At 37.7% G+C, this 16,413-nt stretch carries 18 protein-coding genes, 1 pseudogene and 1 riboswitch; of the genes and pseudogenes, 11 read left to right on the top strand and 8 right to left on the bottom strand.

The features are described from left to right. The first annotated feature begins 91 nt into the window (after window positions 1-91). From OPF91_RS11255 to OPF91_RS11240, 4 genes are all read left to right on the top strand, one after another. A complete protein-coding gene (locus tag OPF91_RS11255) occupies window positions 92-766 on the top strand; it encodes a Dph6-related ATP pyrophosphatase (RefSeq protein WP_264988842.1) in 675 nt (224 codons plus the stop codon). 17 nt (window positions 767-783) lie between these two features. After that, on the top strand, window positions 784-1,491 hold the full coding sequence (locus tag OPF91_RS11250) for a DNA alkylation repair protein (protein WP_264988841.1): 708 nt from the start codon (window positions 784-786) through the stop codon (window positions 1,489-1,491). Between the two features lie 16 nt (window positions 1,492-1,507). Beyond that, window positions 1,508-2,029, top strand: coding sequence for a PepSY domain-containing protein (locus OPF91_RS11245; protein ID WP_264988840.1), 522 nt, complete (start codon window positions 1,508-1,510; stop codon window positions 2,027-2,029). 319 nt (window positions 2,030-2,348) lie between these two features. Continuing rightward, on the top strand, window positions 2,349-2,603 hold the full coding sequence (locus OPF91_RS11240) for a hypothetical protein (protein ID WP_264988839.1): 255 nt from the start codon (window positions 2,349-2,351) through the stop codon (window positions 2,601-2,603). 106 nt (window positions 2,604-2,709) lie between these two features. On the opposite strand, the gene OPF91_RS11235 is transcribed toward OPF91_RS11240, so the two are convergent. The 3 genes from OPF91_RS11235 to OPF91_RS11225 all read right to left on the bottom strand — a co-directional run bounded on the left by OPF91_RS11235 (window position 2,710) and on the right by OPF91_RS11225 (window position 5,340). Further along, window positions 2,710-3,366, bottom strand: coding sequence for a potassium channel family protein (locus OPF91_RS11235; RefSeq protein ID WP_264988838.1), 657 nt, complete (start codon window positions 3,364-3,366; stop codon window positions 2,710-2,712). A gap of 25 nt (window positions 3,367-3,391) precedes the next feature. Further along, the gene (locus tag OPF91_RS11230; RefSeq protein WP_264988837.1) at window positions 3,392-4,729 is read right to left on the bottom strand and encodes a TrkH family potassium uptake protein; all 1,338 of its coding nucleotides are present in this window, start codon (window positions 4,727-4,729) and stop codon (window positions 3,392-3,394) included. A gap of 177 nt (window positions 4,730-4,906) precedes the next feature. Then, window positions 4,907-5,050, bottom strand: a riboswitch (cyclic di-AMP (ydaO/yuaA leader). A 74-nt stretch (window positions 5,051-5,124) separates the two neighbouring features. Further along, window positions 5,125-5,340, bottom strand: a complete 216-nt coding sequence (locus OPF91_RS11225; RefSeq protein ID WP_264988836.1) for a hypothetical protein — start codon at window positions 5,338-5,340, stop codon at window positions 5,125-5,127. A gap of 128 nt (window positions 5,341-5,468) precedes the next feature. Between OPF91_RS11225 and OPF91_RS11220 the strand changes: the two are divergent. The 4 genes and pseudogenes from OPF91_RS11220 to OPF91_RS11205 form a co-directional block, all read left to right on the top strand. Next, window positions 5,469-5,785: pseudogene (locus OPF91_RS11220) on the top strand (DNA alkylation repair protein); the annotation flags it as partial. A gap of 100 nt (window positions 5,786-5,885) precedes the next feature. After that, complete coding sequence (locus OPF91_RS11215) at window positions 5,886-6,881, top strand: zinc-dependent alcohol dehydrogenase family protein (protein ID WP_264988835.1); 996 nt, start codon at window positions 5,886-5,888, stop codon at window positions 6,879-6,881. Window positions 6,882-7,013: 132 nt separating this feature from the next. Further along, entirely contained in the window at window positions 7,014-7,358 is a 345-nt protein-coding gene (locus OPF91_RS11210) for an MFS transporter (RefSeq protein WP_264989150.1), read from the top strand. A 100-nt stretch (window positions 7,359-7,458) separates the two neighbouring features. Then, a complete protein-coding gene (locus tag OPF91_RS11205; protein WP_264988834.1) occupies window positions 7,459-8,454 on the top strand; it encodes a nucleoside hydrolase in 996 nt (331 codons plus the stop codon). Here OPF91_RS11205 and OPF91_RS11200 read toward each other — a convergent pair. The 3 genes from OPF91_RS11200 to OPF91_RS11190 are packed head-to-tail and all read right to left on the bottom strand — an operon-like array spanning window position 8,405 to window position 12,147. Continuing rightward, window positions 8,405-9,523, bottom strand: a complete 1,119-nt coding sequence (locus OPF91_RS11200; RefSeq protein ID WP_264988833.1) for a Ger(x)C family spore germination protein — start codon at window positions 9,521-9,523, stop codon at window positions 8,405-8,407. The two genes, OPF91_RS11205 and OPF91_RS11200, sit on opposite strands and share 50 nt — an antisense overlap. Continuing rightward, on the bottom strand, window positions 9,520-10,608 hold the full coding sequence (locus OPF91_RS11195) for a GerAB/ArcD/ProY family transporter (protein WP_264988832.1): 1,089 nt from the start codon (window positions 10,606-10,608) through the stop codon (window positions 9,520-9,522). The genes OPF91_RS11200 and OPF91_RS11195 overlap by 4 nt, the downstream gene beginning before the upstream one ends. A gap of 15 nt (window positions 10,609-10,623) precedes the next feature. Then, window positions 10,624-12,147, bottom strand: coding sequence for a spore germination protein (locus tag OPF91_RS11190; RefSeq protein WP_264988831.1), 1,524 nt, complete (start codon window positions 12,145-12,147; stop codon window positions 10,624-10,626). 123 nt (window positions 12,148-12,270) lie between these two features. Between OPF91_RS11190 and OPF91_RS11185 the strand changes: the two genes are divergently transcribed. Together OPF91_RS11185 and OPF91_RS11180 are read left to right on the top strand one after the other, a co-directional pair. Next, window positions 12,271-12,543 carry a hypothetical protein gene (locus OPF91_RS11185; protein WP_264988830.1) on the top strand — a complete coding sequence of 91 codons (273 nt, stop codon included), beginning with the start codon at window positions 12,271-12,273 and terminating at the stop codon, window positions 12,541-12,543. A 63-nt stretch (window positions 12,544-12,606) separates the two neighbouring features. Beyond that, window positions 12,607-12,990, top strand: a complete 384-nt coding sequence (locus OPF91_RS11180) for a VOC family protein (RefSeq protein ID WP_264988829.1) — start codon at window positions 12,607-12,609, stop codon at window positions 12,988-12,990. Between the two features lie 68 nt (window positions 12,991-13,058). On the opposite strand, the gene OPF91_RS11175 is transcribed toward OPF91_RS11180, so the two are convergent. Both OPF91_RS11175 and OPF91_RS11170 read right to left on the bottom strand, forming a co-directional pair. Beyond that, entirely contained in the window at window positions 13,059-13,763 is a 705-nt protein-coding gene (locus tag OPF91_RS11175) for a hypothetical protein (protein ID WP_264988828.1), read from the bottom strand. Between the two features lie 292 nt (window positions 13,764-14,055). Beyond that, a complete protein-coding gene (locus OPF91_RS11170) occupies window positions 14,056-14,967 on the bottom strand; it encodes a LysR family transcriptional regulator (protein ID WP_264988827.1) in 912 nt (303 codons plus the stop codon). 265 nt (window positions 14,968-15,232) lie between these two features. Here OPF91_RS11170 and OPF91_RS11165 point away from each other — a divergent pair, with 265 nt between their 5' ends. Then, window positions 15,233-16,390, top strand: coding sequence for an MFS transporter (locus OPF91_RS11165; protein ID WP_264988826.1), 1,158 nt, complete (start codon window positions 15,233-15,235; stop codon window positions 16,388-16,390). Window positions 16,391-16,413: the final 23 nt, after the last annotated feature.

The following is a 16,413-nucleotide window of genomic DNA, read 5'->3' as shown; positions in this document are numbered from 1 at the left end:
CAATTTTATTAACAAGCCCAGCCATTGAATTCATTGAAATGGACTGGGCTTTTTGTATGGTGCTACAATATAGTGAAAGGAGTGATAGACGATGAATTGGAAAAATGGTGCAGAGGGTAAACGATTTATCGCTTCTTTTAGCGGTGGCAAGGACAGTGTACTAGCACTCTATAAAGCGATGCAAGTAGGTGAGGCACTTGGCTTGCTTGTCATGCTGGAGGAGGAAGGCAAACGTTCTCGCTCCCATGGAATGCCACCAGTGCTGATTCACGCGCAAGCACAAGCGATTGGTTTGCCTGTCTATACAGCCGCTTCTAGCTGGGAAAATTATGAGGAAGTTTTTATTGGGCTTTTAGAGCAAGCAAAACAACAAGGTGCGGAAGTATTAGTGACAGGTGATTTAGATATGCCAGCGCACGGCTGTTGGCATGATGCAGTGACGAAAAAGGTTGATTTACAACTAGGGATGCCATTATGGGAAATGGACCACCTTGAGGCTGTTGAGGAATTTATAGCACTTGGCTTTACGACAATGCTTGTCACAGTTAATCTAGCACTCGGTATGCGGGAGGAGGATTTAGGTCGAATCCTCACGTATGATTATGTTAAAGAGCTTGAAGCACGTGGTATTGACCCATGTGGCGAGGGTGGAGAATTCCATACAACCGTGCTGGATGGACCACTTTTCAAACAGACGATTTCCGTTCGACAAGGTGAGATTGTAAGAGATGGTGATTATGCGTTTTTACCTCTAGAACTTATTTAAAAAGGACGTGTTAAATAATGAATGCAGAAATGGTTATGCAGGAGCTTGAAGCATTAGGCAAAGAACGAACGAAAAAAATCTATCTGTCCAATGGTGCACATGAGCCACTTTTCGGTGTAGCAACAGGAGCAATGAAGCCCATGGTGAAGAAAATTAAAATCAATCAAGCTTTGGCAGAGGAGCTTTATGCTACAGGAAATTATGACGCTATGTATTTTGCAGGCATTATTGCAGACCCAAAAGCAATGACATTAGCCGATTTTGATCGTTGGCTAGATGCAGCTTATTTTTATATGCTGTCCGACTATGTTGTTGCTGTGACATTAGCTGAAGCCGACATTGCACAAGAGGTAGCAGATACATGGATTGCCAGTGGAGATGAGCTTAGAATGTCAGCAGGCTGGAGCTGTTATTGCTGGCTTTTAGGGAATCGTCAAGACCATGAATTTTCAGAAAATAAAATGGCGGACATGCTGGAAATAGTGAAAAATACGATTCATGAGGCACCAGAGCGAACAAAGGCAGCGATGAATAATTTTCTCTATACAGTCGGGGTATCTTATTTGCCACTTCATGAAAAAGCACTCGAAACAGCAAAGACTATCGGACCAGTCGAAATGAAACGAGAGAAGAAAAAGCCTGGTGTACTATACGCCTATGAGAATATTCAAAAGGATATTGAAAAAGGGCGAATTGGTTTTAAACGTAAACATGTAAGATGTTAAAAGGAGCGTGTTTTATATGAAAAAAAGACGAACACTTGCTATAGTAACAATGGTAGCACTAAGTTTAGCAGCTTGTGGCAATAAAGAGGAACAATTAGATGTTTCAACAGCTACTGTCTCACTGGAAGAGGCAGTGGAAACGTTTCATCATACCTATAGCAATGCCAAGCTATCTTCTATTGAGTTAAGTGAAGAAAAGTCAAAGCTCATGTATAGTATCGATGGCTTTGATGAGACGAGCGAATATACAGTGCATATCAATGAATCGAATGAGGTTGCACATCAGGAAGAAGAAAAGCGTGAGCCAAATGAGCAATATCAAGAGCTTGTATTAGCTGATTATATAACGGTGAAGGATGCTTTAGCAAAGGCAGCACAAGCAACGGAAGTGAATGACTTAACGGCTACTGGTTGGAGCTTAGAAACAGAGAATGGTACAGTTGTCTATAGTGTGCAATTTGAAGATGCACAAAAAGAAGTGGAAGTGATGCTCGATGCCAAAACAGGTGAGCAGTTATTTGTAGAAACGGACAACTAAATTCATCATTGAAAATGCCTGCAACAACAGCTATAATAATTGTAATATATTTGAAGGGATGATGGATGGTACATGAGCAAATAATTCTATTTTACACGTAAAATGTATATGCATTTTCATTTAAAATAGGATTAGTCTGTCCATTTATCCCGTTTAATAGCTTGGTAAAACTGATTAAGGTTCACTTTATTAAGTAAATCTTTTATCAGGCTTATTTTATGACGACTTCTAATCCTTCTGAAGCTTTTTTCAGGAGGTTTTTTATTTGGCCATGCGTATACATAAATCATCTACACAATCAAATTGGAGGTAATGATTTATGTCGATTGAAATTCAACATGTCACTTTTGGTTTTGATACATTGGACAAGCCATTATTTGAAAACATTCATTTAACGATTGATTTCAGCACAAAGGAGAGAAATGTAGTAATTGTTGATGGTAGTACAGGATTTTCTAAGACCATACAGGGTGAGAAAATGATTAATGATTTTTTATCTACAATAAACAATATTGTTTACATATCTCTTGATAATCAAGAATGGAGATATGGATCATGTATAATTGCACTTTAAAAAAAGTCGGATTTCTTTACATACAGAATCCGACTTTTTTCAGTTTACGCTTTGATGCTATAAATGACTTCCTGTTCGCTATATAAAAATTCTTGCATGTTATAACTTATTCTAACCCCGAAAATTTAGCTAAGTCATCTCGGTTTCCGATTGTAATTAATAAATCTTCATTTTGTAATAATTCTTCTGGAGAGGGGGAAACAATGATTTCACTATTTCTAATAAGGGCAATAATACTTACATTGTATTTTGCTCGAATATTTAAATCTCTAAGGTTTTTGCCAACCATTTTTGTAGGAACCATAATTTCTTCAATATTATAATCCTTGGATAATTTGATATAATCCAGCACATTAGGAGAAAGCAATTGGTTAGCCACTCGTTCTCCCATATCTCTTTCGGGATAAATAATCCAATTTGTACCAATAGCTTCTAATACTTGCCCATGTCTCTTACTCATAGCTTTTGCAATAACTTTTTTAATACCAAGATTTTTTAGCAACATGACTGTTAGTATGCTTGCCTGAAGATCATCACCAATCGCAACAATCACACAATCAAAATTTTTAATCCCCAACGCAGTCAACGCTTTTTCTTCCGTAGAATCTGCAATTGCTCCATGCGTTACATAAGGCTCTGCATCTTCAACACTTTCTTCATTAATATCTATACCCAACACTTCTTGTCCTGCTTCATATAATCTTCTTGCTATACTTGTGCCAAATCTTCCTAAACCAATAACAGCATATTGTTTTATAGCCATTCTGTCTCCACTCCTACTTTACAAATTAACCAATCATGATGTTACCCTTTGGACGCTGGAAAGCTTCCTTTCTTCGCTTTTGTGAAATAGCAAATCCAAGGGTTAATGGTCCCAATCTTCCTATAAACATGGTAACAATGATAAATATGCGACCTATAGGTGAAAGCTCAGGCGTTAAGCCCATTGAAAGACCAACTGTTCCAAAAGCTGATGTTGCCTCGAATAAATACATGATAAAGGCATGACCATGCTCTGTAATACTAAGTAAAAAAGTAACCGTCACCACAATCATTAATCCACTCATGACAACTGTTAATGCTTTTAATATCGTTCCTACTACAATACGATGTCTAAATATCACTACATCTTCTTTTCCCTGTAGTTGTGAAAAGGCAGTTACCATTAAAACAGCGAAAGTAGAGAGCTTAATGCCACCAGCAGTTGAACCAGAGCCACCTCCGATAAACATAAGGAAAATCGTTAAAAATAAAGTTGCATGCGTCAAATCACCCATTGCTAACGTATTAGCTCCCGCTGTTCTTGGTGATACACTATGAAACAATGCACCGAGAATTTTTCCAACAGGAGAGAGAGGTCCTAATGTTTTGTCATTTCCATATTCAAATAAGAATATGAAAATGGCTGCGCCAACTACCAGAATAAGTGTGGTACTTAATACAATTTTTGCGTGAACAGATAGCCTTTTTATTTGACGATACTCATACAATTCATTAATAACAATAAAACCTAATCCACCTAATAAGATAAGTGTACAAACAGTCAATACAACTGTAGGGTCGTCAGCATACAATGTAAGACTTTTGAATTCGCCCATTATATCAAACCCTGCATTATTAAACATTGAAATAGCATGAAAAATACCATAATAAATAGCTTGTTTTACAGGCATATCAAAAGAGAAGCGAATAGCTAAAATAATAGCACCCATCGATTCTGTTAAAGCTGTAAAAATCAAGATACGCTTTACTAATATAGCTATATTTTCTGTCGAACTAGCATTGAATGCCTCTTTAAGTAACAACCTGTCTTTTAAAGAGATTTTTTTCCCTAACACTGTAAAGAAAAATGTGGCAAAGGTCATAAAACCTAATCCACCTAGTTGAATGAGTGTTAAAATCACTATCTCCCCAAATGTAGAAAAGGTATCTCCCGTATCTACAACAACAAGTCCTGTAACACACATAGCGGAAGTAGCTGTAAATAATGCATCTAAAAATGGTAGGCTCTCATCACTTTCTGTGGCAATAGGTAATGTCAATAAAAAGGTTCCTATTAGAATAAATGTAGCAAACCCTATAACCAAAATTTTGGATGGATTATGGCTTTTTTTAAGATTTTTCATAATGTTCTCCCTAGCATGAAGTAAAGTGCATTTACTCATATACATTGTCTCTGTTGATTTGATAATTTTCTCGACGATTTTCCCATTTCGCGTATTAAAAATAAAAAAACCACTAAAATAAGCATTGCTATTGTTAAGGAACAATAAGCAATACCAAAATTAGGTGGTCTTTAGGATGACCTCCTTCGCTTTTGTCGACGAAGTTAGCTGACGGGTAGGATGGCGAAAGAGTTATATCATCCCTTCTACAAATGCAGAATTAACCCCAAAATTTGGTTCCTCCGTTCTCGCGCTACTGCGGAGATTTGACATTTATTTTCTTAATTACCGAAGCTATTTTACTCTTCTTATTTTCATTTGTAAATATACTAAGTGCAAATATTTTATACGACATTCTAGAGGTTTGGTAATATTTTTATCAAATGATTACTATGCAGTAATGTTAGATTAGGCGAGAGAGATTTGACAATTAAATCATCTGGATAATGTGTTGCTGCTTGAATGGCTTGAATAAATAATTGGGCGGTATTGGCAATTGGTTCAACATTTGTTGATGGAGCTTCCATTGGTGGTGAGGATTGTTGTTTATCTAATAATCGTTTAAAAATCATGGAATGGTTGACCCCCTTCATTGCCAGCTTTGTTTTTAGAATAGACAGCAAGAAGGCGTTCTATACTATTTAGTTAAAACATTGTTAGGTATATTAAAAATAACTAGAGTGGTCATTTTATAAGGAGGTGGAGTTGTTATTGTTGGCTTTTAGGTAGTCGCAAAGACCATGAGTTTTCAGAAAGTAATCTGGCAACGATGTTGGACTTGGTACAAAATACGATACATGATGCACCTTCGCGTACAAAGACATCAATGAATAATTTCCTCTACACAGTTGGCATCTCCTATGTGCCGCTTCATGACAAAGCAACAGCAAAGGCAATTGGACCAGTTGAGATGGAACGAGCGAATAAAAAGCCAAGTATCCTCTATGCTTATGAAATGATTCAAAAGATGTGGAAAAAGGGCGAGTTGGTTTTAAACGTAAATATATACGATGTTAAAAAAGTAGCAGCTTACTAATTAATAAACATAAAAGACATTGCCATCCATCGCAATGTCTTTTTTCATGGTATGATAAAGTAAGGAAGGAGTTGATGGTTTGTGCAAGCAAAATGTCTACAATTTTATGAATTTGGCTCCCCACAAGAAGTGTTACAACTAGTGGAAACAACCATTCAGCCACCACAGCCCCATGAAATATTGGTGCGTATGTTGGCAAGACCGATTAACCCCTCTGATTTAATCCCAATCCGCGGGTCTTATGCCCATCGAATTGCTCTTCCAACCATTCCTGGCTATGAAGGAGTTGGAATTGTGGAGGCAGTGGGTGCGGCTGTTTCTTCTCATTTTATTGGGCAACGTGTACTGCCGTTAAGAGGCGAAGGGACATGGCAAGAATATGTGAAAGCACCAGCTAATTTAGCTATTTTACTTCCATCAACGATAGATGATTTGACAGCAGCTCAACTCTATATCAATCCTGTAACAGCATGGGTGATTTGTACGGAAGTATTAAAGCTGAAGCCAACTGATACATTAGTCGTCAATGCGTGTAGCTCTGCGATTGGGCGTATTTTTGCTCAATTAGCGAAAGTACTGGGTTTCCGTTTAATTGCTGTGACAAGAAATATTACATATACACAAGAACTACTAGCATTAGGGGCAGCGCATGTTATTACGGCTGATGATCATTTACGCCAAACCGTGCTAGCCATCACGAATGGACAAGGCGCAAATGCAGCGATTGATTCGATAGGCGGTCATGCGGGTACAGAGCTAGCATTTTCTGTGCGCCCATCTGGTCAATTTTTAACCATTGGTTTACTATCAGGTATCCAAGTCGATTGGGAAGCGATTGCCAATAAAGCACAGGTCAAAGCCAATTTATTTCATTTACGCCATTGGAATAGCAAGGTTTCTACCACACATTGGCAAGCGACTTTCCAGCAACTGATTGCAGTGCTACAGACGAACCAACTCACACTGATGCCACCAGCTCATCAGTATAAACTCACTGAAATCAAAGAAGCAGTTCAGATGGTAGAAACGATGCGAAGTGGCAAAGGGAAAGTATTTTTAACATCTTTTAACGAATGACGCCCCCCTTAGCGCTATAAATTGCTAACGGGGAATGTAACGTTTATCACAGTTCAATTTGCAAGCAAAGCCGAATAACCTGTTACAAACAAACTTCATTATTATTTAACGACTTTTCGCCAGAAGTCGTTCATATCAAGCGTAGCCAGTGGAAGCGTCAGTTTAGTCATTGCAGCGATTTTGTATGGCATTGGCTTCGGTTCTGCTCAACCAGCTATGCAAGCTGCCATCATACGTCTTGTCCCACCAAATCGTGTTGGGATGGCAAACGCTTCCTTTTCTACCGCAACAGACCTCGGTATCGGCTTAGGGGCAATGTTATTTGGCTGGATTTCGAACTATACTAGTTACCAACTATTATTTATCGTGAGTGCGCTATCTGTCGTGCTATCCTTTCTTTGTTTTCAGTTTTTGGTTAAGAAAATAATTGTTTGGTTTGAATGGTTAGTGCTTGATTATGAGAAGCTAGAATCATAACATCATCACAATGTTGTAAAGAAAAGCACATCTTCTTTATAACATTTTTTTGTATCGTCTTTAAGGTTTTCTCCGTACTATAATGACAGGGGGGAGACAATTGACAAAAAAGGTACTATTGTTCGGAGATATTGGCATTGATGATACGATTGCCTTAATTTATGCAAGGCTTCACCCAACAATCGAAATTGTTGGGTTAGTAGCAGATTACGGCAATGTCTCAAGAGAAGATGCTGTTGCTAATATTTATTATGTGATGAGGTTATTTGATTTTCCAAAGGGCATTCCGGTTATTTTAGGAGCTGAAGTACCTTTAACAGGAGAACAGCCTACTTATTATCCAGAAATTCATGGTGAACGGGGACTCGGGCCTATTATCCCAAATAAGGAGCATGAAGTGACGATTGAAAATTTTTTCGAAATCGTGAAAATTATTGAACGCTATAAGGATGAATTGATTATTGTCAATATTGGACGTCTTACCTCGTTAGCTACCATGTTTATCCTCTACAATGACTTAATGAAAAATATCAAGGAATATTATATTATGGGTGGAGCATTTTGGATGCCTGGTAATGTAACAAGCGTAGCAGAAGCCAATTTTTATGGTGACCCAATTGCCGTAAATATTGTTCTTACATATGCAAATAATGTTACTATTATTCCTTTAAATGCCACACAAAAGGCCATTGTTACACCCAGTATGGTTAACTATATTGATTCTTTTGGAAAAACCAAAATCTTAAAACCATTAATGGACTACTATACACGCTTTTATCAAGAACGTGACCCCTCTCTAGTCGGTAGCCCCGTTCATGATGTTCTCACACTGATGGCAACGCTTTATCCTGATATATTACTATTTAAATCCTATCCTGTCACCATTGTGGATATGTTGGAGGGACCCACAAGAGGGCAAAGTATTGCAGAAACAAGTCACTATGAAAAACAACAACCAGATGTGAAAACCCATCGAATCGCATTTGATATTTATTACGAAAAATTCTTCCGCTATTTCCTAACAACAATGACAGGTCATCCAATGTCTATTCAAACACACCATTTCGTAAAATCACAAAATCCACATGGATATTGACCTTCATATTTTTATACAGGCTATGCCATTTTTCCTTCGTTAACTCAGCATGTCTAACATGGCTTCGATATTCTTCCCCAAAACCAAAGACATCCGACTCTACCTTTTGGCTATGGGCGATAACTCTAGCTAATTCTTTCGTCAATTTATGCTGAATCGCCTTCTCCAATGCTTCTACACTTTTTCGATGGCTTTGGTCAAAGCTAGGTGACACCTCTAATACCCTTGCCTTAAGTTTGATTGTTAAGTCAAATTCAGGATTTTTCGCATCCACTAATGTCATAGTGCGTTTTGAACGAATGGCATCAAAGGCAACAGTCATTGTATCATCTGTTTTTTTTTGTAATATAGATGGAAGATCCTCTGACTGTAGCGTCGTTTCATATATACCTGATTTAAATGTATCTCGAATAACTTTCACATAAAAGCTATCAGGAGGTGGGAGGGTACTTACCATTTTGCCATCTTTAAACAAAGCGATACCACTTAATTTAATCAGTTCTTCTTCTTTTTCAATAATGGGCATGGCCATATCTCGTCCAACAGCATAATAATCACGTCCCACTTCATGCAGCATGCTCGAAATCATATATTCTTGTTGGATATTTTGTTCAAGCAGGCGATAAATATGCTGCCCAATATCCTCAATATTTTGATAATCATATTCTAATAAAGGGGCTACTTGATCCTTCACAATAGCCGTATAAACACCATTGTTGACACTGGCATTTTCTAAGCTAGCGTCAATATAGTAGTGAAGCCCTTCCTCTGCCAATGCTTCTCCAAATAAAATTACCCGCATTTGCCCAATCATGACTTTTTTAGATACCCTTCTATTGACTTCCATTCGATTACCTTTGCTTGTATTGTCCTCTGTGGTTATCACATCCACTTTACTTTGAAATTCAGGATTGACCTCACGAATTACGGCAGTCGTCTGCATCTTTTTTTCCTTCCCCACATCATAACCTATCAATGTTGTAAGCCCAATCCGCTCTAAAATATTGGTCTGTGCGCAGCCATATAACAGGAGTACCAACAATATCATACACCATAGCCATTTCTTCATTTTTTCATCATCACCTTCTTTCTCATGATAACGATAAGCCATAGCAAAATAGGGTATAGAAAGACGATATAAAAAGCTGCTCTTGATAATTTCGTGTCCATTCCATTAATTTGGAATCGTGTTTGAACCACCAGTGTGCCAAGAAAAATAAGGAGCGCAAATAGCCAAATAAATTTTGTGCTGCTAATGTTGATTAATCGAATCGTTCCACGATAAGCCGCCCATGCGTAAAGACAAAGATTTGGTATAATAATGAGCATCCAAAAACAAACAACTATAAATTCAAATCGCTCAATAAAAGGGAAGCTTATAAAACTAAATAAGGTCAATGTAGCCCATACCGTTCTTTGTATTTCTCCACCACTATAATACATTAGGGAAACGACCATTACTGCTACATAAATGGTGGTGGTAGCAAGTAGACTTAAATGTGCATATTTACTCACTTGTTTTTTATCTTGAACAAATGGGTAAATCACCATTAATATTTCAAAGCCAATAATCGTAAAGGTCATGGAGTGTGCACCCTTTAAAATCGAGCGAAAATCGGTTTCTAAAATGGGAAGTAAATTATTGACTGAGGCAAATTTTAATGGGAAACCTAGCATTAGCACAAGCCATAAGGATAAAATTACACTAAAAAAGGACACGCCCACCATCACACGAAGCCCAGCCGTGAAGGCATAAATAATAATAAGTAACAACGTCGATGCTAAAAACCATTCGCCTATATTTGGAAAAATCCATGCTTGAATTACCTCAATATAATTACGTAACACCGAAAAAAAAGCGATGAAACAGTAAAGCACATAGATCACATTGAACACATTACCAATCCATCGTCCAAAAATGTCTTGATGAATACCATAAAGGTCATTCGAGCCATACATTTCTAATGTTCTAATCATAAAAAAGGTCACAATATGTGTGGCTATACCTGCCAGTAGAACCGAAATCCAAGCATCTTGATGGGCATCTTGATAAATAATTCGCTGAAACCCTTGAACACCCACACCAATTTGAGCGCCGTGCATGACAAAAAACAGCAAATGTGCATTAAACATCTCTTTTGGAGGGATTTTCATTGATTTCACGTCCATTCAACTTTTTTTAGGTTTAATTGGCTCATCAGGGTTAAATTTATATTCATCGGTCGGTCTTGTGAACGTAGGTCGCTTGGCTGTTAATGGAATTGGCATCCGAATAATACTATCTCGCATATCCTTAAATCTTGGTGGATAAAAAGGAGATAAGTATGGTGCACCCAAGCTTGATTGACGTAGCAAATGAATCAGTAAAAAACAAAAAGCTAGCATAATGCCATAAAAGCCCCAATAACCAGCCAATAAAATAATTGGGAAACGAATGAGTCGTACAACATTGCCCATCATATAACTTGGAGACGTAAAGGAGGCAAGGGCGCTTAACGCAATAATAATTAACAAAATATTACTTGTAATTCCAGCCTGTACAGCCGCTGTTCCAATCACAATCCCGCCAACAATCCCAATTGTTTGCCCAATTTTGGTTGGCAATCGTGCTCCTGCTTCTCGTAGTAGTTCAATAATAATTTCCAGTAGCAATGCCTCAAATATAGGGGGAAATGGGACAAGTGCCCTCGATTCACTTAAAGGGACAATAAAGGCTTGTGGAATAACCTCATAGTGAAAAGTAAGGGCAGCCACATAAAAAGGTGTTAAGTAGACAGATAAAAAGAAAGCCGCTAGTCGCAGTAAACGTACAAACGTTGCAATGGGCCAACGTAAATTTTGATCCTCTTGACTTTGAAAGAATTCCGAAAAGGACTGGGGGCAAATAACCGCCATAGAGCTTCCATCGACAACTATGCCCACTTTGCCATCTAACAAGCCATCACAAAATCGGTCAGGTCTTTCCGTTAACAGCATTTGTGGAAAAACAGATAATGAATTATCATCAATCATCTCCGCTAAAACAGCACTATCAATTAACGCATCGATACGAAGATCAGTAAGACGTTGCTGCACCGTATTGACCATTTGCTCAGAGGCGATACCATGTATATAAATTAAACTGACAGCTGTATGGGTACGTCTACCAATCGTTATTTTTTTATGACAAAGATCAGGGCTAATGATATAACGGCGAATTAAAGAAATATTCGTTGCTAGACTTTCATTAAAGCCTACCTGTGTTCCAATCACTTGGGATTCATTTTCAGGTGTCGATAGCGCTCTTGTTTCACGAGTGATAATAGAAGCAAAAATCACTTTGGAATACCCTGCTACATGAATGAGTGCAGCGCCATGAACAAGTGCATCAATAGCTTCCGCAAGTATACTGCCATGTTGAATATCAGCAACAGATAATGTGTCGATGACTGCTTCAGGTGTAGTCGTAGTATTTACTTGTAATGGTGCGATAATATGATCGTTTAACGTTTGATTGTCCACTAAATGGTTAATATATAGCAATGTGAGTGTGGGCGAGAGAGATTTGACAATTAAATCGTCTGGATAATGTGTTGCTGCTTGAATGGCTTGAATAAATAATTGGGCGGTATTGGCAATTGGTTCAACATTTGTTGGTGGAGCTTCCATTGGTGGTGAGGATTGTTGTTTATCTAATAATCGTTTAAAAATCATGGAATGGTTGACTCCCTTCATTGCCAGCTTTGTTTTTAGAATAGACGGCAAGAGGACGTTCTATACTATTATTTTAGTTAAAGATGTTGACCACATTGGTACATTTTATAAAGAGGTGCATAGATGAAAGGTAACTTACTAGCAAGAATGACTTTCCTTTCTCAATTGCTGTTTCGCCTTTACTATTTGCAAATTTCTACTTGGCTACTCATATTAACATGTTTCACAATCAGTGTACCACTAGCTTTCACAGAATTGTGTCAAACGCAGCAAGAACGAGATATGAGGGCGCAAACAATGGTAAACCCTGCTATTACAGCTATTGTAAGCCCTACTAATTTAGGTCACTACACGATAGGCGTGATTGGTTTTAATAAACGGGCTATTGAAAATTAACCACTTGAAAATGGGGGAAAGATGGGTAAACTAATGGTAGAGAAGAATAAGGAGGGGAATTAGGTGAACATTATTGTGACAAGTCTTTTTGTCAACAATCAAGACAAAGCATTACAATTTTATACGGACGTATTGGGATTTGTGAAAAGAGAGGACGTGCCTATTGGGGAATTTCGCTGGATAACAGTCGTTTCGCCAAATAATCCGAATGGCACAGAATTGATACTTGAGCCTAATAACAATCCAATTGCACAAGAATATCAACAAAAACTAGTCGCTTCGGGTATTCCTGCGACGATGTTTGGTGTGGAAGATATTGAGCAGGAGTACAAGCGATTAGTAGATAAAGGCGTGACATTTACAATGAAGCCGACACAAGCAGGCCCTGTAATCATCGCTGTTTTTGAAGATACGTGTGGTAATCTTATTCAAATCACCCAAAGGTAACAAAAAAGAGTTGCCTAAAGAAAGCCAGGAATGTTGGTAAATCAACATTTCTGGCTTTTGAGTTAGGACTATTTCTTTTTAACCTTGATAGACGGTTTCGATTTAGGTGTTGTTGCCTTGGGTTTTTGAATTTTGGCAGCCAACTCATTAATACGTTTGATTTCAGCGTTTGCTACTGTTGTTAATTCTGCAATTTGTGTAGTATACGCTGTCACTTCTTCAGCTGTTAGAACATTTTTTCTGCTATATTGGTCAATACGTTTTGCTAATGCTTTTAATTGATTGATTTCGGCGTTTAATTTGCCTGTAAAGCTATTAAATTTGCCATACGCTTTTTCTACTGTAATTGCTGATGTATCTGCCGTAGCCGTATCTTTTGTTACTATGGCACTATCAGCTGTTGTTACACCGAAATAATCATTTGCTGCCACTGTAATCGCTGTAATGGCTACTTTTGAGCCTACAAGACGTTGTTCAACATCTACTTTCACTTTAGCTGTTTCTTGTGCTTCTTTTGTTAAGTGTTGTTTATCTTGTTTCGTTTCTGTTGTTATGGGCTTTTTATCCTCTTTAACTGAAGGTGCTTGCTTATTCGTTGATTCTGTCACTTCCGAAGTCGGTGTAGTTGCTTCCACTTCTTTAGCGGGCTTATTAACTTCTGTTTTAGGTTGCTTTGCACTTGGTGATTTGGCATCAACAAATGATACAGAACCAAATACAAGCGTTGTCGCCATCAGCACTGCAGTAACTCTAGCTAATTTTTTCATTGTCATGGTAAATCCTCCTTTAGATCTGCTTTTTAAAAAAGACATTTACTATTCTATCGGCTCATGTCGATTCATTATAATAGGTCAATAGAATGGAGTTAAGTAGTATATTTGATTCGAATAGAACAAAGCTAAGAAGAGGTGAATACATGATAGGTCGTTACGAACTCAACAAAAAATAATCACTCCATGAGCTGTTCTGCAAATTGGAGTGATTATTTTATTCTTAACACGCTAGCCATTTACAGGATGTAGGATACTAGCAAAGATGCAGAGGTTTGAGCACCTGCATCTTTGTTTATTTATATCCGTATTGATGGTGCTTTTCCACATGATGACGAATTTTCACTAAAAATTGATTCGCTGCAGGTGAGAGTACTTGATTTTTTTTCCAAATAATATCTAGATTTGCCTTTAATCCTGGATTTAAACGTTTGAAACAAAGTTCACTGTCACCAGATGTATTGATGAGTTTATCCAAACATAATGCATAGCCAAGAGCTTCTTCTACCATGTGCGCAGCATTATAAAGTAAATTATAAGTTCCTACAACATGTAAATCTGTCATATCTGCCCCAAACCAACCTGGCCACCCTGTTAGCTTCGTATCGACCATTGTTTGGCGTGAGATTAACAACGGTTTATCGATTAAATCCATTGGCTGAATAGAGGGTTTTTCTGCTAAAGGGCTATCTTTACGCATTAAAATTCCCCAAGTATCTGTAGCTGGTAATTGAATGTAATTATATTTCTGCTTATCTGCTGGTTCAATGATAATCCCAAAATCTAATAACCCACTGTCTAATTTAGCCTTAACATCATCTGCATCACCACTGTATAAATGAAACTGAATAGATGGACAATCTTTCAGTAAATCCTTCAGTGTCTTTGCAATAAACGACATCGCCTCTGTTTCGCCACCACCAATGTAGATTTCTCCACTAATCATTTCTGTCGGTTGATTAAGGTTAGCCTCCATTTTATCCATTAACATCACAATTTCTTTTGCCTTCGTTAAGAAAAATTGACCCTCTGTCGTTAAAGTGATTTTTCGGTTGCCTCTTATTAATAAAGGAGTTCCTAGCTTTTCCTCCAAGTCACTGATTTGCCTTGATAACGTTGGTTGTGATATATGTAAGGATTTGGCGGCTGCTGAAATATTTTGTTGATTCGCCACCGCAATAAAATAACGCAATAATCGAATTTCCATACGACTCACTCCTATGCTTTTTAGTTATATTAAGACATTTAATATAGGTATTTGATATTTGAATCATAGCATTTTATGATGTTGTTGCAAATAATAATTGATTTGCGAAGAACATCAATAACAAAAATATAGTAAAGGAAGTGTGAAACATGAGTTATAAAAAGTTAGCAGAAGAAATTATTCAACTGGTTGGTAGAGAAAAGAATATTAAAAATGGAGAAAAACTAGCATAGACGTCGAAAATAAAGAAATGGAATGATATTTTATGAAAAATTCTAAAAATTTGTTATTATTTATTCTAGCAGTTGGTGTGTTTGGTATTTTAAATACCGAATTCGGTGTTATCGGCATACTTCCTGATTTAGCAGCTTATTTTGATGTCAGTGTGTCAAAGGCAGGGTTATTGGTAAGTCTTTTTGCACTTGCCATTGCCATTGCTGGACCAACGATGCCATTACTATTTTCTCGTTTCAATCGAAAAAACGTGATGTTACTGGTATTGGCGATTTTCGTGATTGGCAACATTATTTCCATCTTTACAACGAATTTTACGGTAGCTTTAATCGCACGTGTCATACCCGCTTTCTTTCATCCTGTCTATGTATCGATGGCTTTATCTGTCGCCGCTGCATCTGTAAGCGTGAAAGAAGCACCAAAAGCCGTTTCAAAAGTATTTATTGGCGTTTCGGCAGGGATGGTTGTAGGTGTGCCAGTGGTCAGCTTTATTACACATAGTGTGTCATTACAAGTTGGCTTAGCCTTTTTTGCACTGGTCAATATCCTAACATTTATCGCCACATTGCTATTTATACCGTCTATGCCCGTACAAGAAAAGCTTTCTTATGGCGACCAGTTAAAGATTTTAACACAAGGCATTACATGGCTGTCTATTTTAGGCGTACTGTTCTTAAATGGGGCGGTATTTGGTGTCTATAGTTTTCTTGCTGAATATTTAGGCGTAGTTACACAGATGTCCGCTAACTTAATTAGCACGATGTTATTTGTTTATGGCTTGGCGAATATTGTAGGCAATGTGATTGCAGGGCGATTGCTGACAAATGCCCCCATCCGTTCAGTCACAATGATGCCAATTGTCTTAATGGCTATGTATCTAGTCTTTTACTTTGTAGCTGAATGGACGGTATCTACAGCGGTGATTATTTTAATTTGGGGCATACTTGGGGGAATTGTCGGTAATATCAATCAATATTGGGTGATGTCCGCTGCTCCGAAAGCGCCCGATTTTGCAAATGGCGTATTCCTATCATCTGTTAATTTAGGGACTACAATTGGCACAAGTATTGTAGGGATTGTGATTGCGCAATATGGCACAAAGTATATTTTATTCGTAGGCATGCTATTATTAGCGCTTGCCTTTGTCTGCATTGTACTACGAAATTCTATCTATAAAACAGCTACATGATAGCAATAACAAGGGGGGAAGCA

The sequence above is a fragment of the Lysinibacillus piscis genome (assembly GCF_026012395.1).
GTDB lineage: Bacteria > Bacillota > Bacilli > Bacillales_A > Planococcaceae > Lysinibacillus > Lysinibacillus piscis.
The sequence above is the reverse complement of the archived record's forward strand: the minus strand, read 5'-3'. Positions and strand labels throughout refer to the sequence as shown.

What these genes read in the sequence shown, in the direction of transcription:
- OPF91_RS11255 (WP_264988842.1), top strand. Translation starts at nt 92, where the DNA reads ATGAATTGGAAAAATGGTGCAGAGGGTAAACGATTTATCGCTTCTTTT.
- OPF91_RS11250 (WP_264988841.1), top strand. Translation starts at nt 784, where the DNA reads ATGAATGCAGAAATGGTTATGCAGGAGCTTGAAGCATTAGGCAAAGAA.
- OPF91_RS11245 (WP_264988840.1), top strand. Translation starts at nt 1,508, where the DNA reads ATGAAAAAAAGACGAACACTTGCTATAGTAACAATGGTAGCACTAAGT.
- OPF91_RS11240 (WP_264988839.1), top strand. Translation starts at nt 2,349, where the DNA reads ATGTCGATTGAAATTCAACATGTCACTTTTGGTTTTGATACATTGGAC.
- OPF91_RS11235 (WP_264988838.1), bottom strand. Translation starts at nt 3,366, where the DNA reads ATGGCTATAAAACAATATGCTGTTATTGGTTTAGGAAGATTTGGCACA.
- OPF91_RS11230 (WP_264988837.1), bottom strand. Translation starts at nt 4,729, where the DNA reads ATGAAAAATCTTAAAAAAAGCCATAATCCATCCAAAATTTTGGTTATA.
- OPF91_RS11225 (WP_264988836.1), bottom strand. Translation starts at nt 5,340, where the DNA reads ATGATTTTTAAACGATTATTAGATAAACAACAATCCTCACCACCAATG.
- OPF91_RS11200 (WP_264988833.1), bottom strand. Translation starts at nt 9,523, where the DNA reads ATGAAGAAATGGCTATGGTGTATGATATTGTTGGTACTCCTGTTATAT.
- OPF91_RS11195 (WP_264988832.1), bottom strand. Translation starts at nt 10,608, where the DNA reads ATGAAAATCCCTCCAAAAGAGATGTTTAATGCACATTTGCTGTTTTTT.
- OPF91_RS11190 (WP_264988831.1), bottom strand. Translation starts at nt 12,147, where the DNA reads ATGATTTTTAAACGATTATTAGATAAACAACAATCCTCACCACCAATG.
- OPF91_RS11185 (WP_264988830.1), top strand. Translation starts at nt 12,271, where the DNA reads ATGAAAGGTAACTTACTAGCAAGAATGACTTTCCTTTCTCAATTGCTG.
- OPF91_RS11175 (WP_264988828.1), bottom strand. Translation starts at nt 13,763, where the DNA reads ATGACAATGAAAAAATTAGCTAGAGTTACTGCAGTGCTGATGGCGACA.
- OPF91_RS11170 (WP_264988827.1), bottom strand. Translation starts at nt 14,967, where the DNA reads ATGGAAATTCGATTATTGCGTTATTTTATTGCGGTGGCGAATCAACAA.
- OPF91_RS11165 (WP_264988826.1), top strand. Translation starts at nt 15,233, where the DNA reads ATGAAAAATTCTAAAAATTTGTTATTATTTATTCTAGCAGTTGGTGTG.